This is a genomic window from Gemmobacter sp. (genome assembly GCF_046292685.1).
Taxonomy (GTDB): Bacteria; Pseudomonadota; Alphaproteobacteria; order Rhodobacterales; family Rhodobacteraceae; genus Wagnerdoeblera.
In genome coordinates, this window is sequence record NZ_JBKBQM010000033.1 from 16,444 (window position 1) to 39,428 (window position 22,985).

Here is a 22,985-nt window from a genome sequence, read left to right on the forward strand (position 1 = left end):
CTCAGGGGCCTTCGGCGGCGGCAGCCTTTGCGGCGGATGGCACCTGCAAGCCGCAGACCTGCGCCGCCTGGATCAGCCGGATCAGAACCTGCTGCGGCAGGTCGCCCGGCGGCGACCAGACCTCTGCCCGGGTCGCCGCAATCCACCCTTCCCAGTCCGGGGCATGGCCCCGTTCGGCCGCAAAGGCCGCAGACAGGGCGCGCGCCTGTTCGATCTGGGCGACTCGCATCTCGGGCGGCAACAGCGGCGCGTCCGAGCGGCCCCCCGAGCTTTCCGGCAGGCGGAAATAGGCGTGCAACACGGCCCGGCGCGCTGCCGGATCGGGCAAGAGAAACGAGGCCAGTTCGGCCGCCGCAACATCGTGGCGCGACGGAATGGGGTTGCGCCACACATCTGCGCTTTCGGGCAGATCGGGGGCAAGTCCGAAGGCTTCCAGATGCGCCGGCCAAAGCCGCCCCTGCGCCACGGCCGCATCGAAACCGACCAGCCTTGCGCGGGTGGAAAAACGCTCTTCGAACGGGCCCAGCTGCGCCGGCAAGTCGAAAAGGCGCGCCCCGGTTTCGTGCGCAAAGGCCGCAGCGTCGCTGCGATTGCCCGCGTGGCCATTGCAAACCAGTTCCCGATAGAATCGGTCGGCCCAGATATCCGGCCGCCTTTGCCCGGCCACCAGATCGCGCCGGGCAAACCCGTCGAAGAACGCGTCCAGTTGCTGCACAAGCCGCAGCAGACTGGCAGATAGCGGGGGCATCATGTTTTCGCAGCTGACGACAACCGTTTCGGCGCCGCTGGCCGCGACCTCGTCGAAGAAGGCGGCCTGCACCGCCGCATCCCCTGCATGGGCAGCGTTCACAAGCCCCTGGTGCCCTGGAGAGCCATCCGGGCGCACCGGGTCGAAATCCGCGGCCATATCGCCCGTCAGCGGAAACAACACGCCCTTGCGGCGCAGCGCATCGCGGTTGAAGCGCATGTTGCCCTGAACATAGGTGGTGCCCGTCTTGTGCGCGCCGATATGCAGCACAAGGCGCGCCGCCGTTCTGCGCGGCTGCAGGGACGGGCTCGCCAAGGGGCGGTCGGGGCGGCCGACAAGCCCTGCGGCAAGCGCAAAATCGCCTTCGCGCAGCGCCTTGTGGAATTTCTGGAACCGCCCCGGCTCGATCTTCGCAGGCTGTCCCTTGACCCTGCGGTAATCCAGCCGGGACAAGACCGGGTCGTCGAAAATCTGCGGGCCGAAAACCTTGCTGCCCAGCATCGCCTGGATGCGCGCGGCAAGTTCGCGGGCATGGTCCGAATCCGGGCGGGCCGCGATTTCGGCAACGTGGCTGCGGCCATACATCAGCCGCGCCACGCAGTGAAACAACTCGCGCCGCAAGAACACCGGCGGCAGGCGCCCGGCTTCGACCTCGGCCGCGATCACGGCCAGGCACTTTTCCATCAGGCCCAGTGTCAGCAGGCGCTTTTCGTCATCCTCGGGGCTCGACGTCAGCGAACCCGGGCGGCGCCGATACACGCGCACCGGCTCGCCCAGCGTGGCGATCGTGCGCGCGGCGGTGACCGATTGCAGCACGAACAACCGGTCCTCGACCCCGCGCTGCGCCGGGTCGAAGCGCAGGCCGGCACGGGCAATGAAATCGCGGCGCAAGATAAGGCTGCTTGAAAACGGCATGAACTGCGCTTCGGGAAAATCGACGAGCGCCCCGCGCAGGCCCCTGTCTTTGAAAAGCAGTTCCTCGCGCGTCACGGTCCCGACCCGCCCGGCACTCATCTGCAAGACCATGTAAGGCGCATGGGTAATGTCGGCGCCGGTTTCCTGCGCCAGGCGCAGATGCCGCACCAACCCGCCGTCCAGATAGTAATCGTCGGCATCCAGAAAGGCGACGTATTCGCCTTGCGCGACATCCAGGCCCGTGTTGCGGGCCGCAGCAGGGCCGAGGTTTTCGGCATGTTCGAGGATCGTCGGGGCCGGGTCGCCGCAGATGGCGCGGATGGCCGCGGCATCGAACCGTGCCGGGTTGTCGTTCACGATCAGGATTTCGGTGTCGGCCAGGCCCTGCATCCGCACCGAATCCACCGCCAGCCGCAGATAGGGAACATCGTCGAAAAAAGGGATGATGATGCTGGTCAACGGCATGGGCTGTCTTTCTTGCTGGGCGTGTAACGGTGCAACCGGGCAGGTGCGGCGTCAAGGGCGGGCGGCCTTGCAGGGCATCGCCCCCGGACCGCGCCAACTCAGCCGTCGTCGCGCCAGCGGTTCACGATGGGATAGCGCCGGTCCAGCCAGAAGGCCCGCCCGGTCAGCCGCGTGCCGGGGGCGGCCTGAAACCGCTTCCATTCGCTGGTCATCACAAGATGCTCAACCCGCTTGACCGTGGCGCGGTCGTGGCCTTGGGCCACAAGGTCGGCGACCGAACATTCCCTGTCGACCAGCCCTTCGAGAATGGCGTCCAACACCGGATAGGGCGGCAGGCTGTCTTCGTCCCTCTGGTCGGCGCGCAGCTCGGCACTGGGGGGCTTGTCGATGACGCGAGGCGGAATGACCGCGCCCGCCGGGCCCAGCATCCACGGGCGGTGGTTGGCGTTGCGCCAGCGGCAGGTTTCGAACACCCGGGTCTTGTAAAGATCCTTGATCGGGTTGTAGCCGCCCGCCATGTCGCCATAGATCGTGCAGTAACCAACCGCCACCTCGGACTTGTTGCCGGTGGTCAGCAGCATGGCCCCGAACTTGTTCGACACCGCCATCAGCAAGAGCCCCCGCAACCGCGACTGGATGTTTTCCTCGGCCAGATCGGGGGTGGTGCCGGCAAACAGCGGCGCCAGCGCGGCGCCAACGGCGGCGCGCGGCCCCTCGATCGTCAGGGTATCCAGCCGGGTTCCGAGTGCATGGGCCACCGCCTCGGCATCCTGCAACGACTGGGCCGAGGTGAATTCGGACGGCAGCATGATGCAATGCACGTTCTGCGGCCCCAGCGCATCGGCGGCAATCGTCGCCACCAGCGCGGAATCGACCCCGCCCGACAGGCCCAGCAACGCGCGCGAAAACCCGGACTTGCCGAAATAGTCGCGCAAGGATTCGACCATCGCGCGGTAATCGGCCTCCCAGGCGTCGGGCAAGGGGGCCAGCGGGCCCTGGTCGGCCAGCCAGCCATCCTCGCTGCGCCGGAAGGTGACCAGTTGCGTTGCGGCGTCGAACGCAGGCATCTGCACCGCCAGCCGTCCGCCGGGGTTGAGCACGAAGGAACCGCCGTCGAACACCTGGTCGTCCTGCCCGCCGACCATGTTGAGGTAAACCAGCGGCAACCCGGTTTCGACCGTGCGCGCCACCATCAGCTGGCTGCGGATGTCGTGCTTGCCGCGGGCATAGGGCGAACCGTTCGGCACGATCAGGATTTCGGCGCCGGTTTCGGCCAGGGTTTCGGCCACGTCCGGGTGCCAGGCGTCTTCGCAGATCGGGGTGCCGATGCGCAGCGGGCCAAGGCGCCAGGGGCCCGAAACCTGGGCCGGGGTGTACAGGCGGTGTTCGTCGAACACGTCGGTGTTGGGCAGGTGGTGCTTGCGAATGGTGGTTGCGATGGCACCGCGATGCAGGACGTGCCAGGCGTTGTGCAGGTTGCCGCGATGCAGGTCGGGCGCGCCGATGCCTAGGGCCGGGCCATCGGCACAATCCTGCGCGAGCTGGGCCAACGCTGCCGCGACATCGCGCAGAAAGGCGGGCCGGCGCACCAGATCCTGCGTCTGATACCCGGTCAGGAACATTTCCGGCAGCACCACCAGATCGACCCCGGCCTCGCGCCCTGCGGCCCAGGCCGCGCGCGCCTGGGCGGCATTGGCGGCCAGCGCCCCGACCGTGGGGTTGAGCTGAGCCATGAGCAGGCGGAACGTCTCGGCCATCGGGGGATCCTTCGCGCGGGTTTGCGCCGGTTCTAGTGCGCACAAGCCCGCGAGGGAAGGCGGAACCGCGCAACCGGCGCACCGGCGGCCGGCTTGTCAGCCGCCGGGCCGGCGCCTAGACTCGCGCGAGGAAGGCGGTAAACGCAGGAGGCTGGCATGGGCAGGATCGCGCAGGCTGTGGGGGCGGGGCTGGTGGCGGCCGCGCTGGCGGCCGGGGCAGCGGCCGCGCAGGACGTGGCCACCAAGCAATATGCCGACGGGTCGGTCTACGAAGGCCAGTTCCTGAACGGGCGCCCGCACGGCACCGGCACCTACCGTCTGCCCGACGGCTACGAATACACCGGCGAATGGGTCGATGGCGAGATTCGCGGCCAGGGCCGCGCGCGCTATGCCAACGGCGCGATCTACGAAGGTGCCTTCGTGGCCGGCAAGCCCGAGGGCCGGGGCAAGATGACCTTTTCCGATGGCCGCACCTACGAAGGCGACTGGTCCGGCGGCCAGCGCACCGGCCTGGGCACGGAAACCTATCCGGGCGGCGCAACCTATACCGGCGCCATGCTCAACGGCCTGCCCCAGGGCAAGGGCGTGTTCGAAGACCCGTCGGGCTATCGCTATGACGGCGACTGGGACAGCGGTCGCAAGACCGGGCAGGCCGTCATCACCTACCCGAACGGCGCGCGCTACGAAGGCGCGGTGGTCGATGGTGCGCATCAGGGCCAGGGCGCCCTGGTGATGCCCGACGGGCTGACCTATGTCGGCGCATGGGAAGACGGGCAGATGCAGGGCGCGGGCAAGCTGACCCAGCCCAACGGCGATGTCTACGAAGGTGCCTTCGCCGGCGGCCAGCGCAGCGGGACAGGCAAGGTCGCCTATGCCGACGGCAGCCGCTACGAAGGCGCGTTCGCCGCCGATCGCCGCCACGGTCAAGGCCGGTTCGAAAGCCCGGACGGGCTGGTCTACGAAGGCACCTGGATCGAAGGCCGGATCGAGGGTCAGGGCCGCAAGACCTATCCCGACGGCTCGGTTTACGAAGGCGGTTTCGTGGCCGGCGTGCCGCAGGGTCGCGGCCGCATGGTATGGCCCGATGGCTCGGCCTACGAGGGCGACTGGACCGAAGGCCGGATCGAAGGCAAGGGCCGCTCGCAGGCGCCGGACGGTTCGGTCTACGAAGGCGACTTCCGCGACGGTCAGCGCCACGGCACCGGCACGCTGACGCACCCGGACGGATACCGCTATGAAGGCCCCTGGGTCGAAGGGCGGCGCGAAGGGGTCGGTTTAGCCGTCTATCCTGATGGCAGCCGTTACGAAGGCCCCTTCGTGGCCGACCTGCGCGAAGGCGACGGCGTGCTGACCCGGCCCGACGGCTACCGCTATGAAGGCCGCTTTACCGCCGGCGCGGCCACAGGCACGGGCGTCGCGCGCTGGCCCAGCGGCGACAGCTACGAAGGCAGCTTCCTGGACGGGCGCCCGCATGGCACCGGCATCGCCCGCTATGCCGGCGGGCAATCCGCAGGCGGCACCTGGACCAATGGTCTGCTGACCGCCCCTGCCCCGGCCGAGGCCACGCCGCCGCCCGCCGGAGAGTAACGTCGGACCGCGCCCCCGGCCCGGCCCCCGGGCTCTGCCCGGACCCGGGATATTTTCATCAAGGTGAAGGCGCGCTCAGCGCATCCGGGCCAGTGTACCATCCTTTCGCACGAAGTGATGCCAGAGCGCGGCCGCGACATGGCCGGCCACCAGCAGCAGCAACACGGGCTTCAGCGCCTCGTGCAGCTCGGCCGCAGCCTCCAGCCCGCCGAACCAGGCCGCAAGGCCGGACAGGCCCAGGCCGACCAGCGTTGCGTAAAGCGCAAGATGGCCCAGGGCGGCCGCACGGCGCAACCATGCCGGCCCTTCGGCCGCGGGCACAGCGCGGCGGAACCGCAGCGCCAGACGCCACGCCACAAGCCCAAGCAGCGCGATGCCGCCCAGCACATGCGCCTGCACCAGCGGATCGAACACGAGCGACGCGCCCTGCTGGAGCTTGTCCCAGGCCGCGACGATGCTTTCGTGAAAGACCACCTGCACGACGACCAGGGCGGCGGTCAGCCAGTGCAGGCCGATTTGCAGGCGGGAATAGGCGGGGGCAGTGGAAGGCATGAGGGACTCCGGTGTTTTCGGGTTCTACGCACCGGGCGCGGCTTTCCGTCGCCGGGGCGGCGCGCCTTGTGGCGCCACGGGGGCTGCGGCATGGTGACAGGATGGAATGGTCGGGCGAAGCATTGGTGCTGTCGGTTCGCGCGCATGGCGAAGGTGCCGCGATTGTCGAGGTTTTCACCGCCGCCCAAGGGCGGCATGCCGGCGTGGTCCGGGGCGGGGCCGGGCGGCGGCTGGCGCCGGTGCTGATGCCCGGCAACACCGTGGCGGTCGTGTGGCGGGCGCGGCTGGGCGAACATCTGGGGCATTTCACGGTGGAACCCGTCAAGGCGCGCGCGGCGGCGCTGATGGGCGACCGCATGGCACTGGCGGGCCTGTCGTCGGTCTGCGCGCTGCTGCTGCGCGCACTGCCCGAACGCGCGCCGCATGCCGCGGTGCACGCGGCCACGCTGACGCTGCTGGAGGCCATGGAACTCCTGCCGGACTGGCCGGTGCTCTATCTGCGCTGGGAAATCGGGCTGCTGGCGGAACTGGGCTTCGGGCTGGACCTTGGCCGCTGCGCCGCAACAGGGGCGACCGCAGGCCTGGCCTGGGTCAGCCCGCGGACGGGGCGCGCGGTAACCGCCGCAGCGGCGCGCGGTTGGGAAGACCGCCTGCTGCCCTTGCCCCCGCTGCTTCTGGGTGCGCCGGCCGACCCCGAGGGGCTGGCGCAGGGATTGGCGCTGACCGGGCATTTCCTGGCCCGCGCGCTGGCAACCGGCCCCGAAGCCCGTCCGCTGCCCGAGGCGCGGGCACGCCTTGTCGACCTGATGGCCCGAAACGCGGCAGGCTGACTGCGACTCTGCATGTCGCAGAATGGGCAGACGCGCATACAATCGTGGCATCGGATGGGGGCACGAGGACTCCATGCCCGACCGCATTCTACCCGACTGGCCACGCAAGGCCCCTGCCCCCGGCGTTCGCACCTTTGCCTTGCTGGGGGGGCTGGAGGCGGGGGTTCGCGCCACGCTGACCTCGGTGATGCCGCTGGAAATGCATGCGGCTTTCGGCAACGCCGATACCGTGTCGGGGATCTATTTCGTCATCGGTTTCCTGTCGCTGGCCGGCGGGCTGATGGTGCCCTGGCTGACCACGCACCTGCCCCGGCGCTGGACCTATTCGCTGGGCATCGCGTTGTATCTGACCGGCCACGCGGCAGGGGTGGCGGGCGGGCCCTTGATGGCGGTGGCGGTGGCCTGCACCGCGCTGGGGACGGTCACCTGCTTTGTCTGCCTCAGCGCCTATGTGCTGGATTACGTGTCCAAGCCCGACCTCGGCCGCAACGAATCGCTGCGGATGTTCTATTCGGGGCTGGCATGGACGCTGGGGCCGGTGGTCGGGGTGACGACGCTGGGCATCTGGCGGCCCTTGCCGTTTCTGATTGCCGGCGGACTGGCCCTGGCATTGCTGGTCACCTTCTGGGTGCTGCGGCTGGGCAATGGCAAGGTGATTGCCCGTGCCCGCGCCCCGGCGGTGAACCCGCTGGCCTATCTGGGGCGGTTCTTTGCCCAGCCGCGGCTGATCGCAGGCTGGACCTTTGCGGTGATCCGCTCGGCAGGCTGGTGGGTGTTTGTCATTTATCTGCCGATCTACGCAGTCGAAGCCGGGCTGGACAAGCGCGTGGGCGGGCTGGCGCTTTCGGCATCTTCGGCGATGCTGTTCGCCACGCCGCTGATGCTGCGTTGGATGCAGGCACGCTCGGTGCGGCGGGCGGTGCAGACGGGCTTTGCCGGGGCGGCAATCTGTTTCGTCGCGGGCACCGCGATTGCCCTGACCGGGCAGTCCTGGGGCGTGGTTGCCGTGCTGCTGGCAGGAACGACGTTCCTGCTGTTGCTGGATGTGGCAGGGGGGTTGCCGTTTCTGCTGGCGGTGAAACCCTCGGAGCGCACCGAAATGGCGGCGGTCTATTCCAGTTTCCGCGATGTCTCGGGCATCTTCACGCCGGGGCTGGCCTGGGCGGTGCTGCTGGTGGCGCCGCTGCCCTGGCTGTTTGCAGCGATCGGCCTGTGCCTTGGCGGGTGCTGGGCCCTGGCGGCGCGGCTGCACCCCCGGCTTGGCGCCGCCCGCAGGCGATAGCCGGATCAGCCGCCGACAAAGGCTTCGCAGCGCAGCGCCCCGGGCGGCAGGCGCGCCGTTTCGCCGGGAAAGGGCGCAAACGGCCCGCGCAGGATCTCGCCGGTGGTGTCGTCCTTGCGAAACAGCGGTTCGGCCAGAAACCGCCCGCCTTCCAGCACTTGCGTCACCCGCCAGTGGCCGCGCCAGAACTGCCGCCGGGCGCTGCCGCTGCCTTGCTTCAACGGTCGGGCCGATCGCACCAAGTCGCCGGGTCGCAGGCCATGACAGGCCGGTTGCCAGACCTGCCGCGCCTGGGGCGCCTCCGGGGCAGGCTGCACCGGCACCCTCGCATCGGAAGCGACGACCAGGGCGGTCAGCGCGCCCAATCCCAGCAAGACCCTGCGCATGCGATACCCCGCAAGACCATCACCCACACGTCACGGTTAACAAACGCCGCCCTGCCCGGACAACCTGCCGAACCGGCGACAATAGCCCTTGACTATTGCCGAAAACGTCAAGGGGCCCCACGGGGCCCCTTGCCTTGTCACTCCGCGGGCATCGCCGCCGGTTCGTCCGACAGCGGATGCGGCAGATGCACCAGCATCTCCTTGGGGCAGACCTGCAGGAAGTTGCGCCGCTCGGTGGCCCAGTCCTTCAGGATCGCCTGCGCCTTGCGGCTGCCGGTTTCGGCGGCGTGACGCTCGATCAGGCCTTTCAGCTGCGCCTCCCAGTGCGGATGCGACACCGCGCAGGTCACGAGGGATTCGAGGTTCATGTTGTCCTCGGCTACCCCCTCGGGATCGTAGAGATAGGCCATGCCCCCTGTCATGCCGGCACCGAAGTTGGCCCCGATCGACCCCAGGATCACCGCCACACCGCCGGTCATGTATTCGCAACCGTTGGACCCGCAGCCCTCGACCACCACCGAGGCGCCAGAGTTGCGCACGGCAAAGCGTTCGCCGGCCCGGCCGCTGGCAAACAGCTGGCCGGCCGTGGCACCGTAAAGCACGGTGTTGCCGATGATCGTGTTCTTCGACGCCTCCAGCGGGCTGGCCATCGGCGGGCGCACCACGATCAGCCCGCCCGACAGGCCCTTGCCGACGTAGTCGTTGGCATCGCCTTGCACCTCCAGCTTCAGCCCGCGCACCGCGAAGGCGCCCAGCGACTGCCCGCAGGAACCGGCCAGTTTCACCGTCAGATGGTCGGGTTGCAGGTCGTTCTTCATGCCGAATTTGCGCACGATGTGGCTGGAGGCGCGCGTTCCGATGGTGCGGTGCGTGTTGCGCACGGCATAGGACAGCTGCATCTTTTCGCCATCCTCGAAGAAACGCGCGCCGTCGCGGATGATTTCCGCATCCAGCGTGTCGGGCACCGCATTGCGCGGCTTGGAACGGTCGTAGGTGATGCGGCTGGCGCCGTCCACCGTGATGAGCAGCGGGTTGAGGTCCAGGTCATCGAGGTTCGCCGCCCCGCGGCTGACCTGCGCCAGCAGGTCGGCCCGGCCGATGATCTCGTCCATCGAGCGCGCGCCGATGCTGGCCAGCAACTCGCGCACCTCCTGGGCGTAGAAGGTGATGAGGTTCACCACCTTGTCGGCCGTGCCGGTAAACTTGGCGCGCAAGGCCGGGTTCTGGGTGCAGACCCCTACCGGGCAGGTGTTCGACTGGCACTGCCGCACCATGATGCAGCCCATGGCGATCAGCGCGGCCGTGCCGATGCCGTATTCCTCGGCCCCCATCATGGCGGCGATCAGGATGTCGCGGCCCGTGCGCAAGCCCCCGTCGGTGCGCAAGGTCACCCGCTCGCGCAGGTTGTTCATCGCCAGCACCTGATGCGCCTCGGTCAGGCCCATTTCCCAGGGCAGGCCGGCATATTTGATCGAGGTGGCAGGGCTGGCACCGGTGCCGCCGTTGTGGCCGGAAATCAGGATGATGTCCGCCTTGGCCTTGGCCACGCCCGCCGCAATGGTGCCGACGCCCGAGGACGACACCAGCTTCACCGTCACCTTGGCGCGCGGGTTGATCTGCTTGAGGTCGTAGATCAGCTGCGCAAGGTCTTCGATGCTGTAGATGTCGTGGTGCGGCGGCGGCGAGATCAGCGTGACACCCTTGGTGCTGTGCCGCAGCCGCGCGATCAGGTCGGTCACCTTCAGCCCCGGCAGCTGGCCGCCCTCGCCCGGCTTGGCGCCCTGGGCCACCTTGATCTCCAGTTCCTCGCAGGCATTCAGGTATTCGGCCGTAACGCCGAACCGGCCCGAGGCCACCTGCTTGATCTTGGCGCAAGGGTTGTCGCCGTTCGGGAACGGGTGCTGGTGCGCCGGGTCTTCGCCCCCCTCGCCGCTGTCGGACTTGGCGCCGATGCGGTTCATGGCGATGTTCAGCGTCATGTGCGCCTCGGGGCCCAGTGCCCCCAGCGACATGCCCGGCGTCACGAACCGCTTGCGGATCGAGGTGATGGATTCCACCTCCTCCAGCGGCACAGGCTTGCCCAGGGGCTTGATGTCCAGCAGGTCGCGCAGGTGAATGGGCGGGTTCGCCCGCATCGCGGCCGAATACTGCTTCCACAGGTCGAACGACCCGGAATCGCATGCCGATTGCAGCAGGTGCATCGTCTGCGCTTCCCAGGCGTGCTTTTCGCCCGACCGCCGCGCCTTGTAGAACCCGCCGATCGGCAGCACATCCTGCCCGCCGCGCCAGCCGCGGGCGTGCACTTCGGTCACCTTGTCCTGCACACCGTGCAGGCCGATGCCGGAGATCCGGCTGTGCATGCCGGGGAAGTATTCCGCCACCATCGCGCGGCTCAGGCCTACCGCCTCGAAGTTCAGCCCGCCACGATAGCTGGAGATCACCGAGATGCCCATCTTGGACATGATCTTCAGCAGGCCGGCGTCGATGGCGTCGCGGTAGCGGCGCATCGCGTCTTCCAGGCTGCCGTCCAGCAGGCCGCGCTGAATCCGGTCGGCGATGCTGTCCTGCGCCAGATAGGCGTTCACCGTCGTCGCCCCGCAGCCGATCAGCACCGCGAAATAGTGGGGGTCGATGCATTCGGCCGCGCGCACGTTGAGGCTGGTAAAGGTGCGCAGGCCCTTGCGGGTCAGCCAGGAATGCACGGCGCTGGTGGCCAGGATCATCGGCATGGCCACCTTGGCCGGCCCCTGATGTTCGTCCGTCAGCACCAGATGCGCGGCCCCCGACCGCACGGCATCCTCGGCCTCGGCGCGGATCCGCTCCAACCCCAGGCGCAGCGCATCCTGCCCGGCCTCGGCCGGGAAGGTGCAGTCGATCACCGTGACCGCCGAACCGAACTGGCGCATCATCTCGGCGAATTCGGCATTGGCGATGAACGGGCTTTCCAGCAGCAGGATTTCGGTCTGCGCGCTGGATTCGTCCAGCACGTTCTTGAGGTTGCCGAAGCGCGTCTTCAGGCTCATCACCCGGCTTTCGCGCAAGGAGTCGATGGGTGGGTTGGTCACCTGGCTGAAGTTCTGCCGGAAATAGTGGCTGAGCGGGCGGTAAACCTTGGACAGCACCGCCGGCGGCGTGTCGTCGCCCATGCTGGCGACCATTTCCTTGCCGTCCTCGGCCATCGGGGCCAGCACCTGCTCCAGCTCCTCGACGGTGTAGCCGGCGGCGATCTGGCGCTTGCGCAGCTCGGCGCCCGTGAACATCGCATGTTCGGGCACGTCGCGCATCAGCGCGTTCAGGTCCACCACCTTCTGCACCCAGTCGCCGAAGGGCTGGGCGGCGGCAAGCTTGTCCTTCAGTTCGCGGTCGCGGTAAAGCTTGCCTTCGGCCATGTCCACGGCGATCATCTGGCCCGGGCCGAGCGCGCCCTTTTCGCGCACCGTGGTTTCATCCACCGGCACCATGCCCGCCTCGGACCCGGCAATCAGCAACCCGTCGCCGGTGATGACATAGCGCATCGGGCGCAGGCCGTTGCGATCCAGCCCGCCGCAGACCCAGCGGCCATCGGTCATGGCCAGCGCGGCGGGGCCATCCCACGGCTCCATCACGGCGTTGCAATAGGCATACATGTCCTGCCAGGGCTTCGGCAGTTCGATGGTGGCCTTGCTCCAGGCTTCGGGCACCATCATCGTCTTGGCCATCGGGGCCGAGCGCCCGGCCCGCACCATCACCTCGAACACCGCATCCAGCGCGCCCGAGTCGGACGTGCCCGCGGGGATGATCGGCTTGATATCCTCGGCCATTTCCCCGAACGCATCCGACGACATGCGAATCTCGTGGCTGCGCATCCAGTTGACGTTACCCTTCAGCGTGTTGATCTCGCCGTTGTGGGCCAGCATGCGGAAGGGCTGCGCCAGCGCCCATTGTGGGAATGTGTTGGTGGAATAGCGCTGGTGATAGATCACGAAAGCGCTCTCGAAGCGGTCGTCCATCAGGTCGGGGTAAAAGACCGCCACCTGTTCGGCCAGCATCATGCCCTTGTAGATGATGCTGCGGCACGACAGGCTGCACAGGTAAAGCCCCGAAATCTGCGCTGCGGTGGCCGCCTTCTCGATCCGGCGGCGGATGATGTAAAGCTCGCGCTCGAACTGTTCGGGCGTGATGTCCTTTTCGCAGCGGATCAGGATCTGTTCGATCTCGGGGCGGGTCGCGTTGGCCTTTTCGCCCAGAACCGAGGTATCCACCGGCACGTGGCGCCAGCCGTAGATATAGTGCCCCATCCGCAGCACTTCGGTTTCCACGATGGTCCGGCAGCGTTCCTGCGCACCGAAATCGGTGCGCGGCAGGAACACCTGGCCCACGGCGACCAGCTTGTTCATGTCGGGCTCGTGCCCGGTGCGGCGGATCACGTCGTAAAAGAACTTGACCGGAATCTGCACATGGATGCCCGCCCCGTCGCCGGTCTTGCCGTCGGCATCCACCGCACCGCGGTGCCACACGGCCTTGAGCGCGTCGATGCCGTTCTGCACGACCTTGCGGCTGGGCTTGCCGTTGATCGAAACCACCAGGCCGACGCCGCAGGAGGAATGCTCGTCCTCCTCGCGGTAGAGGCCGTTTTCGTCCAGCCAGCGGCGCTTGGCTTCTTCCGCAGCCACCCAGGCAGCATCGTATTTGGTCATGGTCAGCCCTCCGCGCCAGAGAATTTCGCTATCGTTTCCGCCCGCGTGATGCGGGCATGGTCGCCGGCCAGCCGATAGGCCGTGCAGGCATCCGAGTAATATTCATGCGTCAGGACCAGGCCCGACGTATCGTCCAGCGTGCCCGCCGCCAGCGAGGTGTAGCCCGCCATCGGCCCGGCGGTGACGCGGTAGAACAGCGTCGATCCGCAGGCCGGGCAAAAGCCCCGTTCGGCCCAGTCCGAGGAACGGTAGGTCGCAGGCGCCCCGTCCCAGCGCAGGGCATCCGCCATCACCCCCAGCCCCACCAGCAGGCTGCCGGTGTGCCGGCGGCACTGGTCGCACAGGCAGGCGCCCAGCGTGGTTGCATCGGTCTGCGCCGCATAGCGCACCGCGCCGCACAGGCAGGCCCCGGTCCGGGTTGCGGTCATGGCGCCCGCCCTTGCAACGCGGCCAGTTGCGCGTCGCAATCGAAGGCGGGCCTGGCCGACATGAACCCGGGCTCGCCAGGTTGGGCAAAGGTTACCGGGCTGCGGTCCAGCGGCTCGAACCCGTTGCCCCCATCCCATTCCGAAGGGCCGGAAAAGAACAGCCGCCAGGCGCGATGGATGAATTCGTGCCCGCGCCCGGTGCTGCGCACGGTGCCGTCCTCCAGCATCTCGCGCAGTTCGAAGGCGGTTTCCTCCAGCTCGATCCCGTCGATCACCACCTTGCGGCCCGTCAGCGTATCGAAGCCGCGCACCCGCGTGGTGGTGCCGTCGCTGCCGGTCTGGACGAAATCGTAGCTGTCCGTGCCGGTGGCCAGCAGCCCCGAGAACGACGCCGCGTCGGCGGGGTCGGGGCCAAGCCGCTGTTCCACCCCATCGAACAGATCCAGCGAATAGACCCATTGGGTTTCCCGGTCGATCCGCGACACGAAGTAGGGGCCATCGGCGTTGAAATCCACCCGCCACTGGTCGCCCGGCGCATCGTCCGCGCAGCGGTAGTGGTTGGAAACCTTGCACCCCCGCGCCTGCACGGTCAGAAATCCGGTGCACCCCGCGGGCGGAGTAAAGGTCTGCGCACCGGCAAGGGCAGGCAGCCCCCCGAACCCGATCAAGGCTACAACGAGGGGCGCGCGCATGGTCACTCCGCCGCGACCGAGGCGCCGGCCGACTGGGCCAGCCAGGCCAGCATCGCTTCGGCCGCCTCGCGCCCGTCGCGGATCGCCCAGACCACCAGGCTTGCGCCACGCTGGATGTCGCCTGCCGCATAGACCCCGGGCAAGGCGGTGGCATGGGTCTGGAAATCGGCCTTTACGGTGCCCCAGCGCGTCACCGGCAGCTCCGGCACACCCCACAGCAGCGGCAGGTCTTCGGGCTCGAAGCCGAGCGCCTGGATGACCAGGTCGGCGGGCTCCACATAGTCGCCGCCCTCGATCACTTCGGGGCTCTGGCGGCCCGAGGCATCGGGCGCGCCAAGCCGCATCCGCTGCACGATCACGCCATCCACGACTGTGCCGCCGGTAAAGCCCTTGGGCGCCGACAGCCAGACGAATTCCACGCCTTCTTCCTCGGCGTTCTGCACCTCGCGCTGGCTTCCGGGCATGTTGGCCCGGTCGCGCCGATACAGGCACTTCACGCTGGTTGCCCCCTGGCGGATCGCGGTGCGCACGCAGTCCATCGCCGTATCGCCGCCGCCGATCACGACGACGCGCTTGCCGGCGGCATTCAACGCGCCGTTGTCAAACGCCGGAACCTCGTCGCCAAAGGATTTGCGGTTGCTGGCGGTCAGGTAATCCAGCGCCTTCACGATGCCTTGCGCACCCACGCCCGGCGCCTCGATATCGCGTGCCTTGTAGACGCCCGTGGCGATCAGCACCGCATCGTGCTGCCCCCGGATCGCGTCGAAACTGATGTCGGTGCCGACGTTGCAGTTCAACCGGAAGGTCACGCCCGCCTCCTCCAGCTGGGCGATGCGCCGCATCACCACGGGCTTTTCCAGCTTGAACCCCGGGATGCCATAGGTCAGCAGCCCGCCCGCGCGGTCGTGGCGGTCATAGACCGTAACCTGCACCCCGGCGCGGCGCAGCACATCGGCTGCGGCGAGGCCCCCCGGGCCGGCGCCGATGATCCCCACGCTTTCGCCGCGCTCCTGCGCCGGGCGGATCGGCTTGACCCAGCCCTGTTCCCACGCGGTATCGGTGATGTATTTTTCCACCGCGCCGATCGTCACGGTGCCGTGGCCCGATTGCTCGATCACGCAGTTGCCTTCGCACAGGCGGTCTTGCGGGCAGATGCGGCCGCAGATTTCCGGGAAGGTGTTGGTGGCCTGGCTGATCTCGTAGGCTTCCTGCAGGCGGCCTTGCGCGGTCAGGCGCAACCAGTCGGGGATGTTGTTGTGCAAGGGGCAATGCGACTGGCAATAGGGCACGCCGCACTGGCTGCACCGGCTGGCCTGTTCGGCGGCCTTGGCATCCGCGAACTCGCGGTAGATCTCGTGAAAGTCGTGCGCGCGCAGCTCGGCGGGGCGCTTTTCCGGCATTTCCTTGCCCAGCGTCACGAAGCGCAGCATCTTTTCCGTAGCCATGACCGGGCCCTCCCTTGCGTTCCAGCGACTTACCGCAGTGTTGCCCGAATGAAAAGTCACCTTTGCTGACCTATTTCCGGGAATTTTCGGCCTTGTGCGATTTTTTGCGCGGTGACGCCGGGATTTTAGGTAAGCACTAATGACCTTAAATGACTCTTTCCCTTGCCGGGCACAGGTTTAGGCTGCCCCACGCGAATCACCCCCGCGGTAAGGAAACCTGCCGAAATGTCGTTGCTGACGCTCAGCCTGCTGGCCATTGTCCAGGGGATCACCGAATTCCTGCCGATCTCGTCGTCCGCGCATCTCATTCTGTTGCACGAGTTGACCGGCCAGTCCCACGAGGCGCTGGCGCTGGATGTCGCGGTGCATCTGGGGTCGATCCTGGCGGTGGTGCTGTATTTCCGGGCGGATGTATTGCGCGCCTTTGTCGGTGCCGGGCAGGTGCTGCGCGGGCACCTGGCAAGCCCCGAGGCGTTTCTGGCGCTGTGCCTGATGCTGGCGACGTTGCCGGCTCTGGTCTTGGGGGCTGTGCTGGCGGTGACCGGCTGGGTCGACCTGTTGCGCGATGCGCGGCTGATCGGGGTAACGATGATCGTGTTCGGCGTGTGGCTGTGGTGGGTGCACCGCACGGCGCCCGAGGTGCGGGCCGCGCGCGAATGGCGCCTGCGCGATGCGCTGCGCATGGGGTTGTGGCAGGCGGTTGCGCTGGTGCCGGGCGTATCGCGCTCGGGCATCACGATCACCGAGGCACGGCGGCTGGGCTTCGACCGGCACTCGGCCGCGAAACTGTCGATGCTGATGTCGGTGCCGATCACGCTGGCGACCGGGGGATACCTTGGGCTCAAGGTGGTGAAACGCGGCATGGATGCCGCGCTGCTGGGCGACATTGCCTTGGGGGCGGTTCTGGCCTTTGGCGCGGCCTGGGCGGCGCTGGCGCTGATGATGCGGTTTCTGGACCGGGTCAGCTTCACGCCTTACGTGATCTACCGGATCCTTCTGGGCGCGGTGTTGCTGGCGCTGGTGTAGGGGGGGCGAGACCGCCCCCCTGATTGCCTCGGATCAACGCTTGGGCTTGAAACCGCCTTTGGGCCCGCCCTTCGGTGCCGGGCGCTTGCGCAGCGAAACCGAAGGGTCCGAGAAATCGGGCTTGGGCGCGGCGGTGCGCACCGGGCGGGCCTCTGCGCCGGCGGCGGGTTTGGGGCTGCGCGGCTTGCGCGGCGCGTCGCCATCGCGCCTGGCGTAGGGCTTGGATGCATCGTCGCGTTTTGCAAAAGGCTTGCGCGCGGCATCTTCGCGTTTCGCAAAAGGCTTGCGGTCACCCCCTTCGCGTTTTGCATACGGCTTTGCCGAGCCGTCTTCGCGTTTCGCATACGGCTTCGCCGGGCCATCTTCGCGTTTCGCATAGGGCTTGCGGTCGCCTTCGGCGCGAGGCGTGTAAGGCTTGCGTTCCCCGTCGCCTTTCGCAGCGTAGGGTTTGCGCTCGCCGTCCTCGCGCTTGGCATAGGGTTTGCGTTCCCCGTCGCCTTTCGCCGCGTAGGGTTTGCGGTCGCCATCCTCGCGCTTGGCATGGGGTTTGCGCGCAATCGCCTCGGCGCTGTCGTCGGCCAGCGGGCGCGGGGTATAGACCTTGCGCGCGGGCGCTCCATCCTCGGCAGCCGCGCGCGGGGCATAAGGCTTGCGCTCGGCCGCATCGGACCGATCCCGCGGGGCATAGGGCTTGCGCGTGGGGCCTTGCGGACGCTCCGAAGGCTTGTAGACCGGCTTGCCGCGCGGCGCGGCGGGGCGGTCGGTGTCGGGGGCGCCGTCCATGCGGGTCAGCACCAGACCGGGTTCCAGCTCCTTCGATGCCCCGAAGCGGTCGGCGACGGATTGCGCGATCTGCACATGGGTTTCCCGGGTCTGAACCCGGATCGCCCCGATCTCGGACCGGGTGATGGCGCCCGCCTCGCAAATCTTGGGCAGCAGCCAGCGCGCCTCGGCGCGCCCTTCGTGCCCGACCGACAGCGAAAACCAGACCGAAGGCCCAAAGTCGGCCTTGTCGCGCGCGGGCCGCGCCTCGCGCGGTTCGGGCGGCGGCAGATCGCCGACGATTTCGGGGGCCGAACGCCCGGCCCGCCACAACCGCAGGAACCCGGCCGCAGCGCCTTTGGGCCCGGCAACGCCGAGGATCGCCTCGACCAGATCGGCCTCGTCCTCGCCGACCGGGTCAAGGAGGGTATCGGCGGCCAGCATGCGCGCATCGTCGGCGGCCTGCACCTCGTCGGCCGAAGGTGCCTTGACCCAGGCGGCTTCGACCTTGGCCCCTTGCAGGATGCGCTGCGCCTTGCGCAGGTCGGCCGGCGTCACCACCAGAACGGCCGTGCCCTTGGCCCCGGCACGCCCCGTGCGGCCCGAACGGTGCAGCAGCGTTTCGGGGTTGGTCGGCAGGTCGAAATGCACCACCAGGTCCAGCCCCGGCAGGTCGATCCCGCGTGCCGCCACATCGGTGGCGATGCAGACCTGCGCCCGCCCGTCGCGCAGCGCCTGCAAGGCATGCGTGCGTTCGCCCTGGCTGAGCTCGCCCGACAACGCCACCACCTTGAAGCCGCGGTTGCCCATGCGGGTGTGCAGATGCGTCACGGCCGCGCGCGTCTTGCAGAACACGATGGCGACCCGTGCCTGCTTGAGCAAAAGCAGGTTGATGACGGCATTTTCCTTGTCGCGGGTGGCCACCTGCATCGCCTGATAGGCGATGTCGACGTGCTGGCGCGCCTCGCCCTTGACCTGAACCCGGGCGGAATCGCGCTGATAGCTTCCGGCCAGCGCCTCGATTTCCTTCGGCACGGTGGCCGAGAACATCAGCGTGCGGCGCGTTTCGGGCGCCGCCGACAGGATGAATTCCAGGTCTTCCTGAAAGCCGAGGTCCAGCATCTCGTCGGCCTCGTCCAGCACGACGGCGCGGATGTCGGACAGGTCGAGCGACCCCCTCTCGATATGGTCGCGCAGCCGCCCCGGCGTGCCGACCACGATGGCCGCGCCCCGGTCCAGCGCGCGCCGCTCGGTGCGCCAGTCCATGCCGCCCACGCAAGAGGCGACCTGGGCCCCGGCCTCGGCATAAAGCCATTCGAACTCCCGCCGCACCTGCAACGCCAATTCGCGGGTCGGCGCCACGACCAGCGCCCGCGGCGCAGCCGCCACCGCAAGGTCGCCGGACAGAAGTTCGGGGGCGATGGCGAGGCCGAAGGCCACGGTCTTGCCCGAGCCGGTCTGGGCCGAAACCAGCAGGTCGCGGCCGGCCAGATCCTCGGCCAGCACGGCCTGTTGCACGGGGGTCAGCGTTTCGTAGCCCTTGGATGCCAAGGCAGCGGCCAGAGGGGCCGCAATGGGAAGGTCGGTCATGCGCGTCTTTCGCGATGGGGGGGCCTGCCATTCGGCCCCGGTCATGGCGCGCAGGACCGTGCCCCCGGCCTCCCTGCCGGGGCGATGGACTCGGGCACCCGCTGCGGCCTTACACCCGTTGCGGCCGGAAGTATAGCGAGGTCTGCGGCGACCTCCGCCTTCTGCGCTGGGGAATGCGCGGTTTTTTCCCGTGCAAATGGCGGCGACCTGCCGCTAGGCTGCCGGCAAAGGGAGAGCAGGGAATGTTGCGGACCATCCGCGCCATGATCGCGTTGTCGATGCTGCTGGCGGCGGCGATGACGGCGGCCCAGGCCGGGCCCCAGGGTTTGCCGATGCCGTCGGGGCCGGTGGTGCTGACCGTGACCGGGCAGATCGCCACGCGCAACACCGACGACGCGGCCGTGTTCGACCTCGCCATGCTGGAGTCGATGGGGGCCGAGACGATCCGCACCAGCACGATCTGGACCACCGGTGTGCAGGAATTCACCGGCGTGCCGCTGCACCGATTGCTGGAACGGCTGGGCGTGACCGAGGGGCGGCTGATCGCCCGGGCCATCAACGATTACGCGGCCGAACTGCCCATCACCGATGCGGTGCCCGGGGCGGCAATGATTGCCTTTCACCGTAACGGCAGCCCGATGTCGGTGCGCGAAAAGGGCCCGCTGTGGATCGTCTATCCTTACGATGCGCAGGAAAGCTATCGCAGCGAAACCCACTTTGCCCGCAGCGTCTGGCAACTGGAGCAGATCGATGTGCGGCCCTAGGCACCCATGCGGCTGAGCGACGGGGGCTTGAGGCTGCCCCGTTGGGCACGCGCGGCCTTGCTGCTGGCCGTTCTGGCGGCGCTGGTGGCGGGCGTGGTCCGCGGCGCAGCGCTGGTGCGCGACGTGCGCGAACAGATCGAGGCGTTGGCCACCGCCAACCTCGACAGCGGCCACTGGTCGGTGGCGCAGGCCGATGTCGAGTTGCTGGCGCTGATCGTGGCCTTGCACGATGCGCAGGACGACCCTTCGACCCTGCCGGCCCTGCGCCGCCGCTTCGACGTGCTGTTTGCGCGGCTGTCGCTGTTGCGCAGCGGCAAGGCCTATCAGATCCTCGACCTTGCAAGCGCCGAGCGCGCGGCATTGAACCAGGTCGAACGTTTCCTGCACGAGGCCGTGCCGCTGATCGACGGCGACGATGCCTTGCTGCAGCGCAACTTGCCGACCCTTCTGCGCGAGGCCGAGGCAATCCGGCCCGCGATGCGCGAGATCACGCTCTATGGTCAGCGCGTGCTTTCGCGCGAATCGGACGAGCGGCGGACAGAGGTGCGCGATACGCTCTACCGCATCGCCACGCTGGCGGCGGCGATCGGCGCGGTTCTGGCGGCAACGGTGGTGTTGCTGGCCCTGCTGGCCCGGCAGGCCCGACGCAGCGCCGAGCAGCAGGCCCATACCCGCGCGCGGTTGCAGGCGATCATCGCAACCTCGCTGGATGCGGTGCTGGTGGTCGACCATCGGCGCCGGGTGCTGGATTTCAACGGTGCCGCCGAAGCGTTGTTCGGCTATCCGGTCGCCACGGCCACCGGGCGCGATGTGGCCGATCTGGTCGCCTGCCCCGAGCCCGGCGGCAATTGCGTGGGCGGGCTTCCCCCGCCCGGCACGGGCCTAGCACGGGTCGAAGGCATCCGCGCCGATGGCAGCCGCTTTCCGGCCGAATGCTCGGTCGACCGGGTGGACAGCCCGGATGGCGTGGTCACGGTCTGCTTTCTGCACGACATCTCGCAGCGGCTGGCGGTGGAAACCGCGCTGGTCGAGGCGCGCGACCGCGCGCTGGCCGGCGAGGCGGCCAAGGCCGACATGCTGGCCGTGATGAGCCACGAGATGCGCACGCCGCTGAACGGCCTGCTGGGTGCGGCGGAACTCTTGGCCGAGACGAAGCTGAACGGGCGCCAGCGCGGCCTGCTTTCCACCTTGCAGACCTCGGCCGAGCTGCTGGCAGGCCATATCAACGATGTTCTCGATCTGGCCCGGCTCGACGCCGGGATGATGCGCCCCGTTGCTGCACCGTTCGACGCCGGGCGGCTGCTGGCCGAAGTTGCGCAAAGCCAGCGCGCGCTTGCCGAAAGGCAGGGCAACCGCATCGCGCTGGCCGAGGATGCCGCCCCCCTTGGCCTGGTGATGGGCGATGCGCCGAAGTTGCGCCAGATTCTGTTGAACCTGACCGGGAATGCCGTGAAGTTCACCCGCAACGGCACGATCAGGCTGTCCGCGCGGCGCGAGCCCGGCGGTCTGGTGGCCTTCGACGTCACCGATACCGGCGTCGGGATTGCTGATGGCGACCTCGCGCGCATCTTCCAGCCGTTCGTGACGCTGGACAACTCCTTCGGCCGCGAAACCGAAGGCACGGGGCTTGGCCTGCCGATCGCACAGCGCATGGCAAAGGCCCTGGACGGACGTATCGAGGTGGAAAGCCGCCCCGGGGTCGGCAGCCGGTTCCGCCTTGTTCTGCCGCTGCCCCCCGCCGCAACCGCCTCCCCGGCCGAACCCGAGCGCGAACCGCCGCCGAACCTGCCTTGCCCGCCAAGCCGCGTGCTGGTGGTCGAGGACAACCCGGTCAACCGCATGGTGCTGCGCGAATTGCTGGTCGCGGATGGCCACACCGTGACCGAAGCCGCCGACGGCGCCGAAGGCGTCGCCCTGGCGCAGGCCGCGCCGCAGGATGTGATCCTGATGGACATTTCCATGCCGGGGCGCGACGGGCTGGCCGCGATGCGGGCCATCCGAACCGGGCAAGGCCCGTGCCGGGACACGCCGATCGTGGCGCTGACCGCCCATGCCCTGCCCGGAGACCTTGCCCGCTTTGCCGAAGCCGGCATGAACGCCACCCTGACCAAACCGCTGTCGCGGGCGGCCTTGCGGGCCGTGCTGGCCGAACAGGTGGGGCCCGCCTTGCTGGACGAGGCGCAACTTGCCGAACTGGCCGAGGCGCTGCCGGCGCCGGTGCTGCGGCGTCTTGCCTGCCAGTTCGAGGCCGACACCCGGGCCGGCCTTGCCGGCCTGCAGGCCGCGGTCGGGGAAAAGGCGCCGCAGGACGAGATTGCCGCGATGGCGCATCGTCTGGCCGGAGGTGCCGCGGTCTTCGGTGCGCGCAGGCTGCGCGGGGCGCTGTTGCAGCTGACGGAAACGGCGCGCAAGGGCACCCCCGTCGATACGCTGCGCGCGCTGAACGCGGCGATGGCGCTTTGGCCGGCCACGCGCGAGGCGCTGATGCGGCACCCGGCCATGATCGCCGCACAGGTCGGCCTTGGCGCAGCGCCGACAGCCCCGACCGACAGCCCCTAGCAGGCTGCTGAAGAAGTCAGCCCTCGACCCGGAGTTAGGAACATGTTTCACCCTTTGCACGACAACGGTGGGGGTGATGATGCGCGGGGCGGACGAGGCGAGCGGGTCGCTGTTCAGCTATGTTGACCTTGAAGTGCGCATCCCCGCCCGGCATCCGCTGCGCAAGATCCGGCAGGTGGTCAACGAGGCGCTGGCCAGTCTCGATGCCGAGTTCGAGGCGCTTTACACCGATTTTGGCCGTCCCTCGATTGCGCCGGAGCGGTTGATCCGGGCGAGCCTGATCCAGATCCTGTTTTCGGTCCGCTCGGAGCGGCAGTTGATGGAACAGATGCAGTATAACCTGATGTTCCGCTGGTTCGTGGGCCTCGGCATCGACGATCCCGTCTGGGTGCCGACGGTCTTCACCAAGAACCGCGACCGGCTGCTGACCACCGACATGTCGCGCAAGGTCATGGCGGCGATCCTGGCGCATCGTGAGGTGGCGCCGCTGTTGTCGGACGAGCACTTCTCGGTCGATGGCA

General features: G+C 68.4%; 16 protein-coding genes. 7 read left to right on the plus strand and 9 right to left on the minus strand.

Annotated elements, in window-relative coordinates; translation table 11 throughout:
* Position 1: 1 nt before the first annotated feature.
* Both ACK4S2_RS10420 and ACK4S2_RS10425 read right to left on the minus strand, forming a co-directional pair.
* A complete protein-coding gene (locus ACK4S2_RS10420; RefSeq protein WP_409623779.1) occupies positions 2-2,128 on the minus strand; it encodes a glycosyltransferase family 2 protein in 2,127 nt (708 codons plus the stop codon).
* 98 nt (positions 2,129-2,226) lie between these two features.
* A complete protein-coding gene (locus tag ACK4S2_RS10425) occupies positions 2,227-3,885 on the minus strand; it encodes an NAD+ synthase (RefSeq protein ID WP_409623781.1) in 1,659 nt (552 codons plus the stop codon).
* Positions 3,886-4,041: 156 nt separating this feature from the next.
* Here ACK4S2_RS10425 and ACK4S2_RS10430 point away from each other — a divergent pair, with 156 nt between their 5' ends.
* Positions 4,042-5,472, plus strand: coding sequence for a 2-isopropylmalate synthase (locus tag ACK4S2_RS10430; RefSeq protein WP_409623783.1), 1,431 nt, complete (start codon positions 4,042-4,044; stop codon positions 5,470-5,472).
* A 75-nt stretch (positions 5,473-5,547) separates the two neighbouring features.
* Here the strand turns inward: ACK4S2_RS10430 and ACK4S2_RS10435 are convergent, their stop codons facing one another.
* Positions 5,548-6,024, minus strand: coding sequence for a cytochrome b (locus ACK4S2_RS10435; RefSeq protein WP_409623785.1), 477 nt, complete (start codon positions 6,022-6,024; stop codon positions 5,548-5,550).
* 101 nt (positions 6,025-6,125) lie between these two features.
* Between ACK4S2_RS10435 and recO the strand changes: the two genes are divergently transcribed.
* Together recO and ACK4S2_RS10445 are read left to right on the plus strand one after the other, a co-directional pair.
* On the plus strand, positions 6,126-6,854 hold the full coding sequence (recO, locus tag ACK4S2_RS10440) for a DNA repair protein RecO (protein ID WP_409623787.1): 729 nt from the start codon (positions 6,126-6,128) through the stop codon (positions 6,852-6,854).
* A 73-nt stretch (positions 6,855-6,927) separates the two neighbouring features.
* Positions 6,928-8,136 carry an MFS transporter gene (locus tag ACK4S2_RS10445; RefSeq protein WP_409623789.1) on the plus strand — a complete coding sequence of 403 codons (1,209 nt, stop codon included), beginning with the start codon at positions 6,928-6,930 and terminating at the stop codon, positions 8,134-8,136.
* Positions 8,137-8,141: 5 nt separating this feature from the next.
* Here the strand turns inward: ACK4S2_RS10445 and ACK4S2_RS10450 are convergent, their stop codons facing one another.
* From ACK4S2_RS10450 to ACK4S2_RS10470, 5 genes are all read right to left on the minus strand, one after another.
* The gene (locus tag ACK4S2_RS10450) at positions 8,142-8,522 is read right to left on the minus strand and encodes a hypothetical protein (RefSeq protein WP_409623791.1); all 381 of its coding nucleotides are present in this window, start codon (positions 8,520-8,522) and stop codon (positions 8,142-8,144) included.
* Between the two features lie 137 nt (positions 8,523-8,659).
* Positions 8,660-13,198 (minus strand): glutamate synthase large subunit, encoded by a 4,539-nt coding sequence (gene gltB / locus ACK4S2_RS10455; RefSeq protein WP_409623793.1) that lies wholly within the window; start codon positions 13,196-13,198, stop codon positions 8,660-8,662.
* Between the two features lie 2 nt (positions 13,199-13,200).
* Positions 13,201-13,626, minus strand: a complete 426-nt coding sequence (locus ACK4S2_RS10460) for a GFA family protein (protein WP_409623795.1) — start codon at positions 13,624-13,626, stop codon at positions 13,201-13,203.
* On the minus strand, positions 13,623-14,318 hold the full coding sequence (locus ACK4S2_RS10465) for a hypothetical protein (protein WP_409623797.1): 696 nt from the start codon (positions 14,316-14,318) through the stop codon (positions 13,623-13,625). The genes ACK4S2_RS10460 and ACK4S2_RS10465 overlap by 4 nt, the downstream gene beginning before the upstream one ends.
* A 2-nt stretch (positions 14,319-14,320) precedes the next feature.
* A complete protein-coding gene (locus ACK4S2_RS10470) occupies positions 14,321-15,763 on the minus strand; it encodes an NAD(P)-dependent oxidoreductase (RefSeq protein ID WP_409623799.1) in 1,443 nt (480 codons plus the stop codon).
* A gap of 225 nt (positions 15,764-15,988) precedes the next feature.
* Here ACK4S2_RS10470 and ACK4S2_RS10475 point away from each other — a divergent pair, with 225 nt between their 5' ends.
* The gene (locus tag ACK4S2_RS10475; RefSeq protein WP_409623801.1) at positions 15,989-16,789 is read left to right on the plus strand and encodes an undecaprenyl-diphosphate phosphatase; all 801 of its coding nucleotides are present in this window, start codon (positions 15,989-15,991) and stop codon (positions 16,787-16,789) included.
* Positions 16,790-16,822: 33 nt separating this feature from the next.
* On the opposite strand, the gene ACK4S2_RS10480 is transcribed toward ACK4S2_RS10475, so the two are convergent.
* On the minus strand, positions 16,823-19,141 hold the full coding sequence (locus ACK4S2_RS10480) for a DEAD/DEAH box helicase (RefSeq protein ID WP_409623803.1): 2,319 nt from the start codon (positions 19,139-19,141) through the stop codon (positions 16,823-16,825).
* Between the two features lie 242 nt (positions 19,142-19,383).
* Between ACK4S2_RS10480 and ACK4S2_RS10485 the strand changes: the two genes are divergently transcribed.
* The 3 genes from ACK4S2_RS10485 to ACK4S2_RS10495 form a co-directional block, all read left to right on the plus strand.
* Complete coding sequence (locus ACK4S2_RS10485; protein ID WP_409623805.1) at positions 19,384-19,905, plus strand: molybdopterin-dependent oxidoreductase; 522 nt, start codon at positions 19,384-19,386, stop codon at positions 19,903-19,905.
* Positions 19,906-19,932: 27 nt separating this feature from the next.
* A complete protein-coding gene (locus tag ACK4S2_RS10490; RefSeq protein WP_409623807.1) occupies positions 19,933-22,464 on the plus strand; it encodes an ATP-binding protein in 2,532 nt (843 codons plus the stop codon).
* 79 nt (positions 22,465-22,543) lie between these two features.
* Positions 22,544-22,985 (plus strand): transposase (locus tag ACK4S2_RS10495; RefSeq protein WP_409623809.1); only part of this gene is annotated, 442 nt, incomplete at its 3' end.

What these genes read in the sequence shown, in the direction of transcription:
- ACK4S2_RS10430 (WP_409623783.1), top strand. Translation starts at nt 4,042, where the DNA reads ATGGGCAGGATCGCGCAGGCTGTGGGGGCGGGGCTGGTGGCGGCCGCG.
- recO (WP_409623787.1), top strand. Translation starts at nt 6,126, where the DNA reads ATGGAATGGTCGGGCGAAGCATTGGTGCTGTCGGTTCGCGCGCATGGC.
- ACK4S2_RS10420 (WP_409623779.1), bottom strand. Translation starts at nt 2,128, where the DNA reads ATGCCGTTGACCAGCATCATCATCCCTTTTTTCGACGATGTTCCCTAT.
- ACK4S2_RS10485 (WP_409623805.1), top strand. Translation starts at nt 19,384, where the DNA reads ATGTTGCGGACCATCCGCGCCATGATCGCGTTGTCGATGCTGCTGGCG.
- ACK4S2_RS10465 (WP_409623797.1), bottom strand. Translation starts at nt 14,318, where the DNA reads ATGCGCGCGCCCCTCGTTGTAGCCTTGATCGGGTTCGGGGGGCTGCCT.
- gltB (WP_409623793.1), bottom strand. Translation starts at nt 13,198, where the DNA reads ATGACCAAATACGATGCTGCCTGGGTGGCTGCGGAAGAAGCCAAGCGC.
- ACK4S2_RS10450 (WP_409623791.1), bottom strand. Translation starts at nt 8,522, where the DNA reads ATGCGCAGGGTCTTGCTGGGATTGGGCGCGCTGACCGCCCTGGTCGTC.
- ACK4S2_RS10425 (WP_409623781.1), bottom strand. Translation starts at nt 3,885, where the DNA reads ATGGCCGAGACGTTCCGCCTGCTCATGGCTCAGCTCAACCCCACGGTC.
- ACK4S2_RS10445 (WP_409623789.1), top strand. Translation starts at nt 6,928, where the DNA reads ATGCCCGACCGCATTCTACCCGACTGGCCACGCAAGGCCCCTGCCCCC.
- ACK4S2_RS10480 (WP_409623803.1), bottom strand. Translation starts at nt 19,141, where the DNA reads ATGACCGACCTTCCCATTGCGGCCCCTCTGGCCGCTGCCTTGGCATCC.
- ACK4S2_RS10475 (WP_409623801.1), top strand. Translation starts at nt 15,989, where the DNA reads ATGTCGTTGCTGACGCTCAGCCTGCTGGCCATTGTCCAGGGGATCACC.
- ACK4S2_RS10435 (WP_409623785.1), bottom strand. Translation starts at nt 6,024, where the DNA reads ATGCCTTCCACTGCCCCCGCCTATTCCCGCCTGCAAATCGGCCTGCAC.
- ACK4S2_RS10460 (WP_409623795.1), bottom strand. Translation starts at nt 13,626, where the DNA reads ATGACCGCAACCCGGACCGGGGCCTGCCTGTGCGGCGCGGTGCGCTAT.
- ACK4S2_RS10470 (WP_409623799.1), bottom strand. Translation starts at nt 15,763, where the DNA reads ATGGCTACGGAAAAGATGCTGCGCTTCGTGACGCTGGGCAAGGAAATG.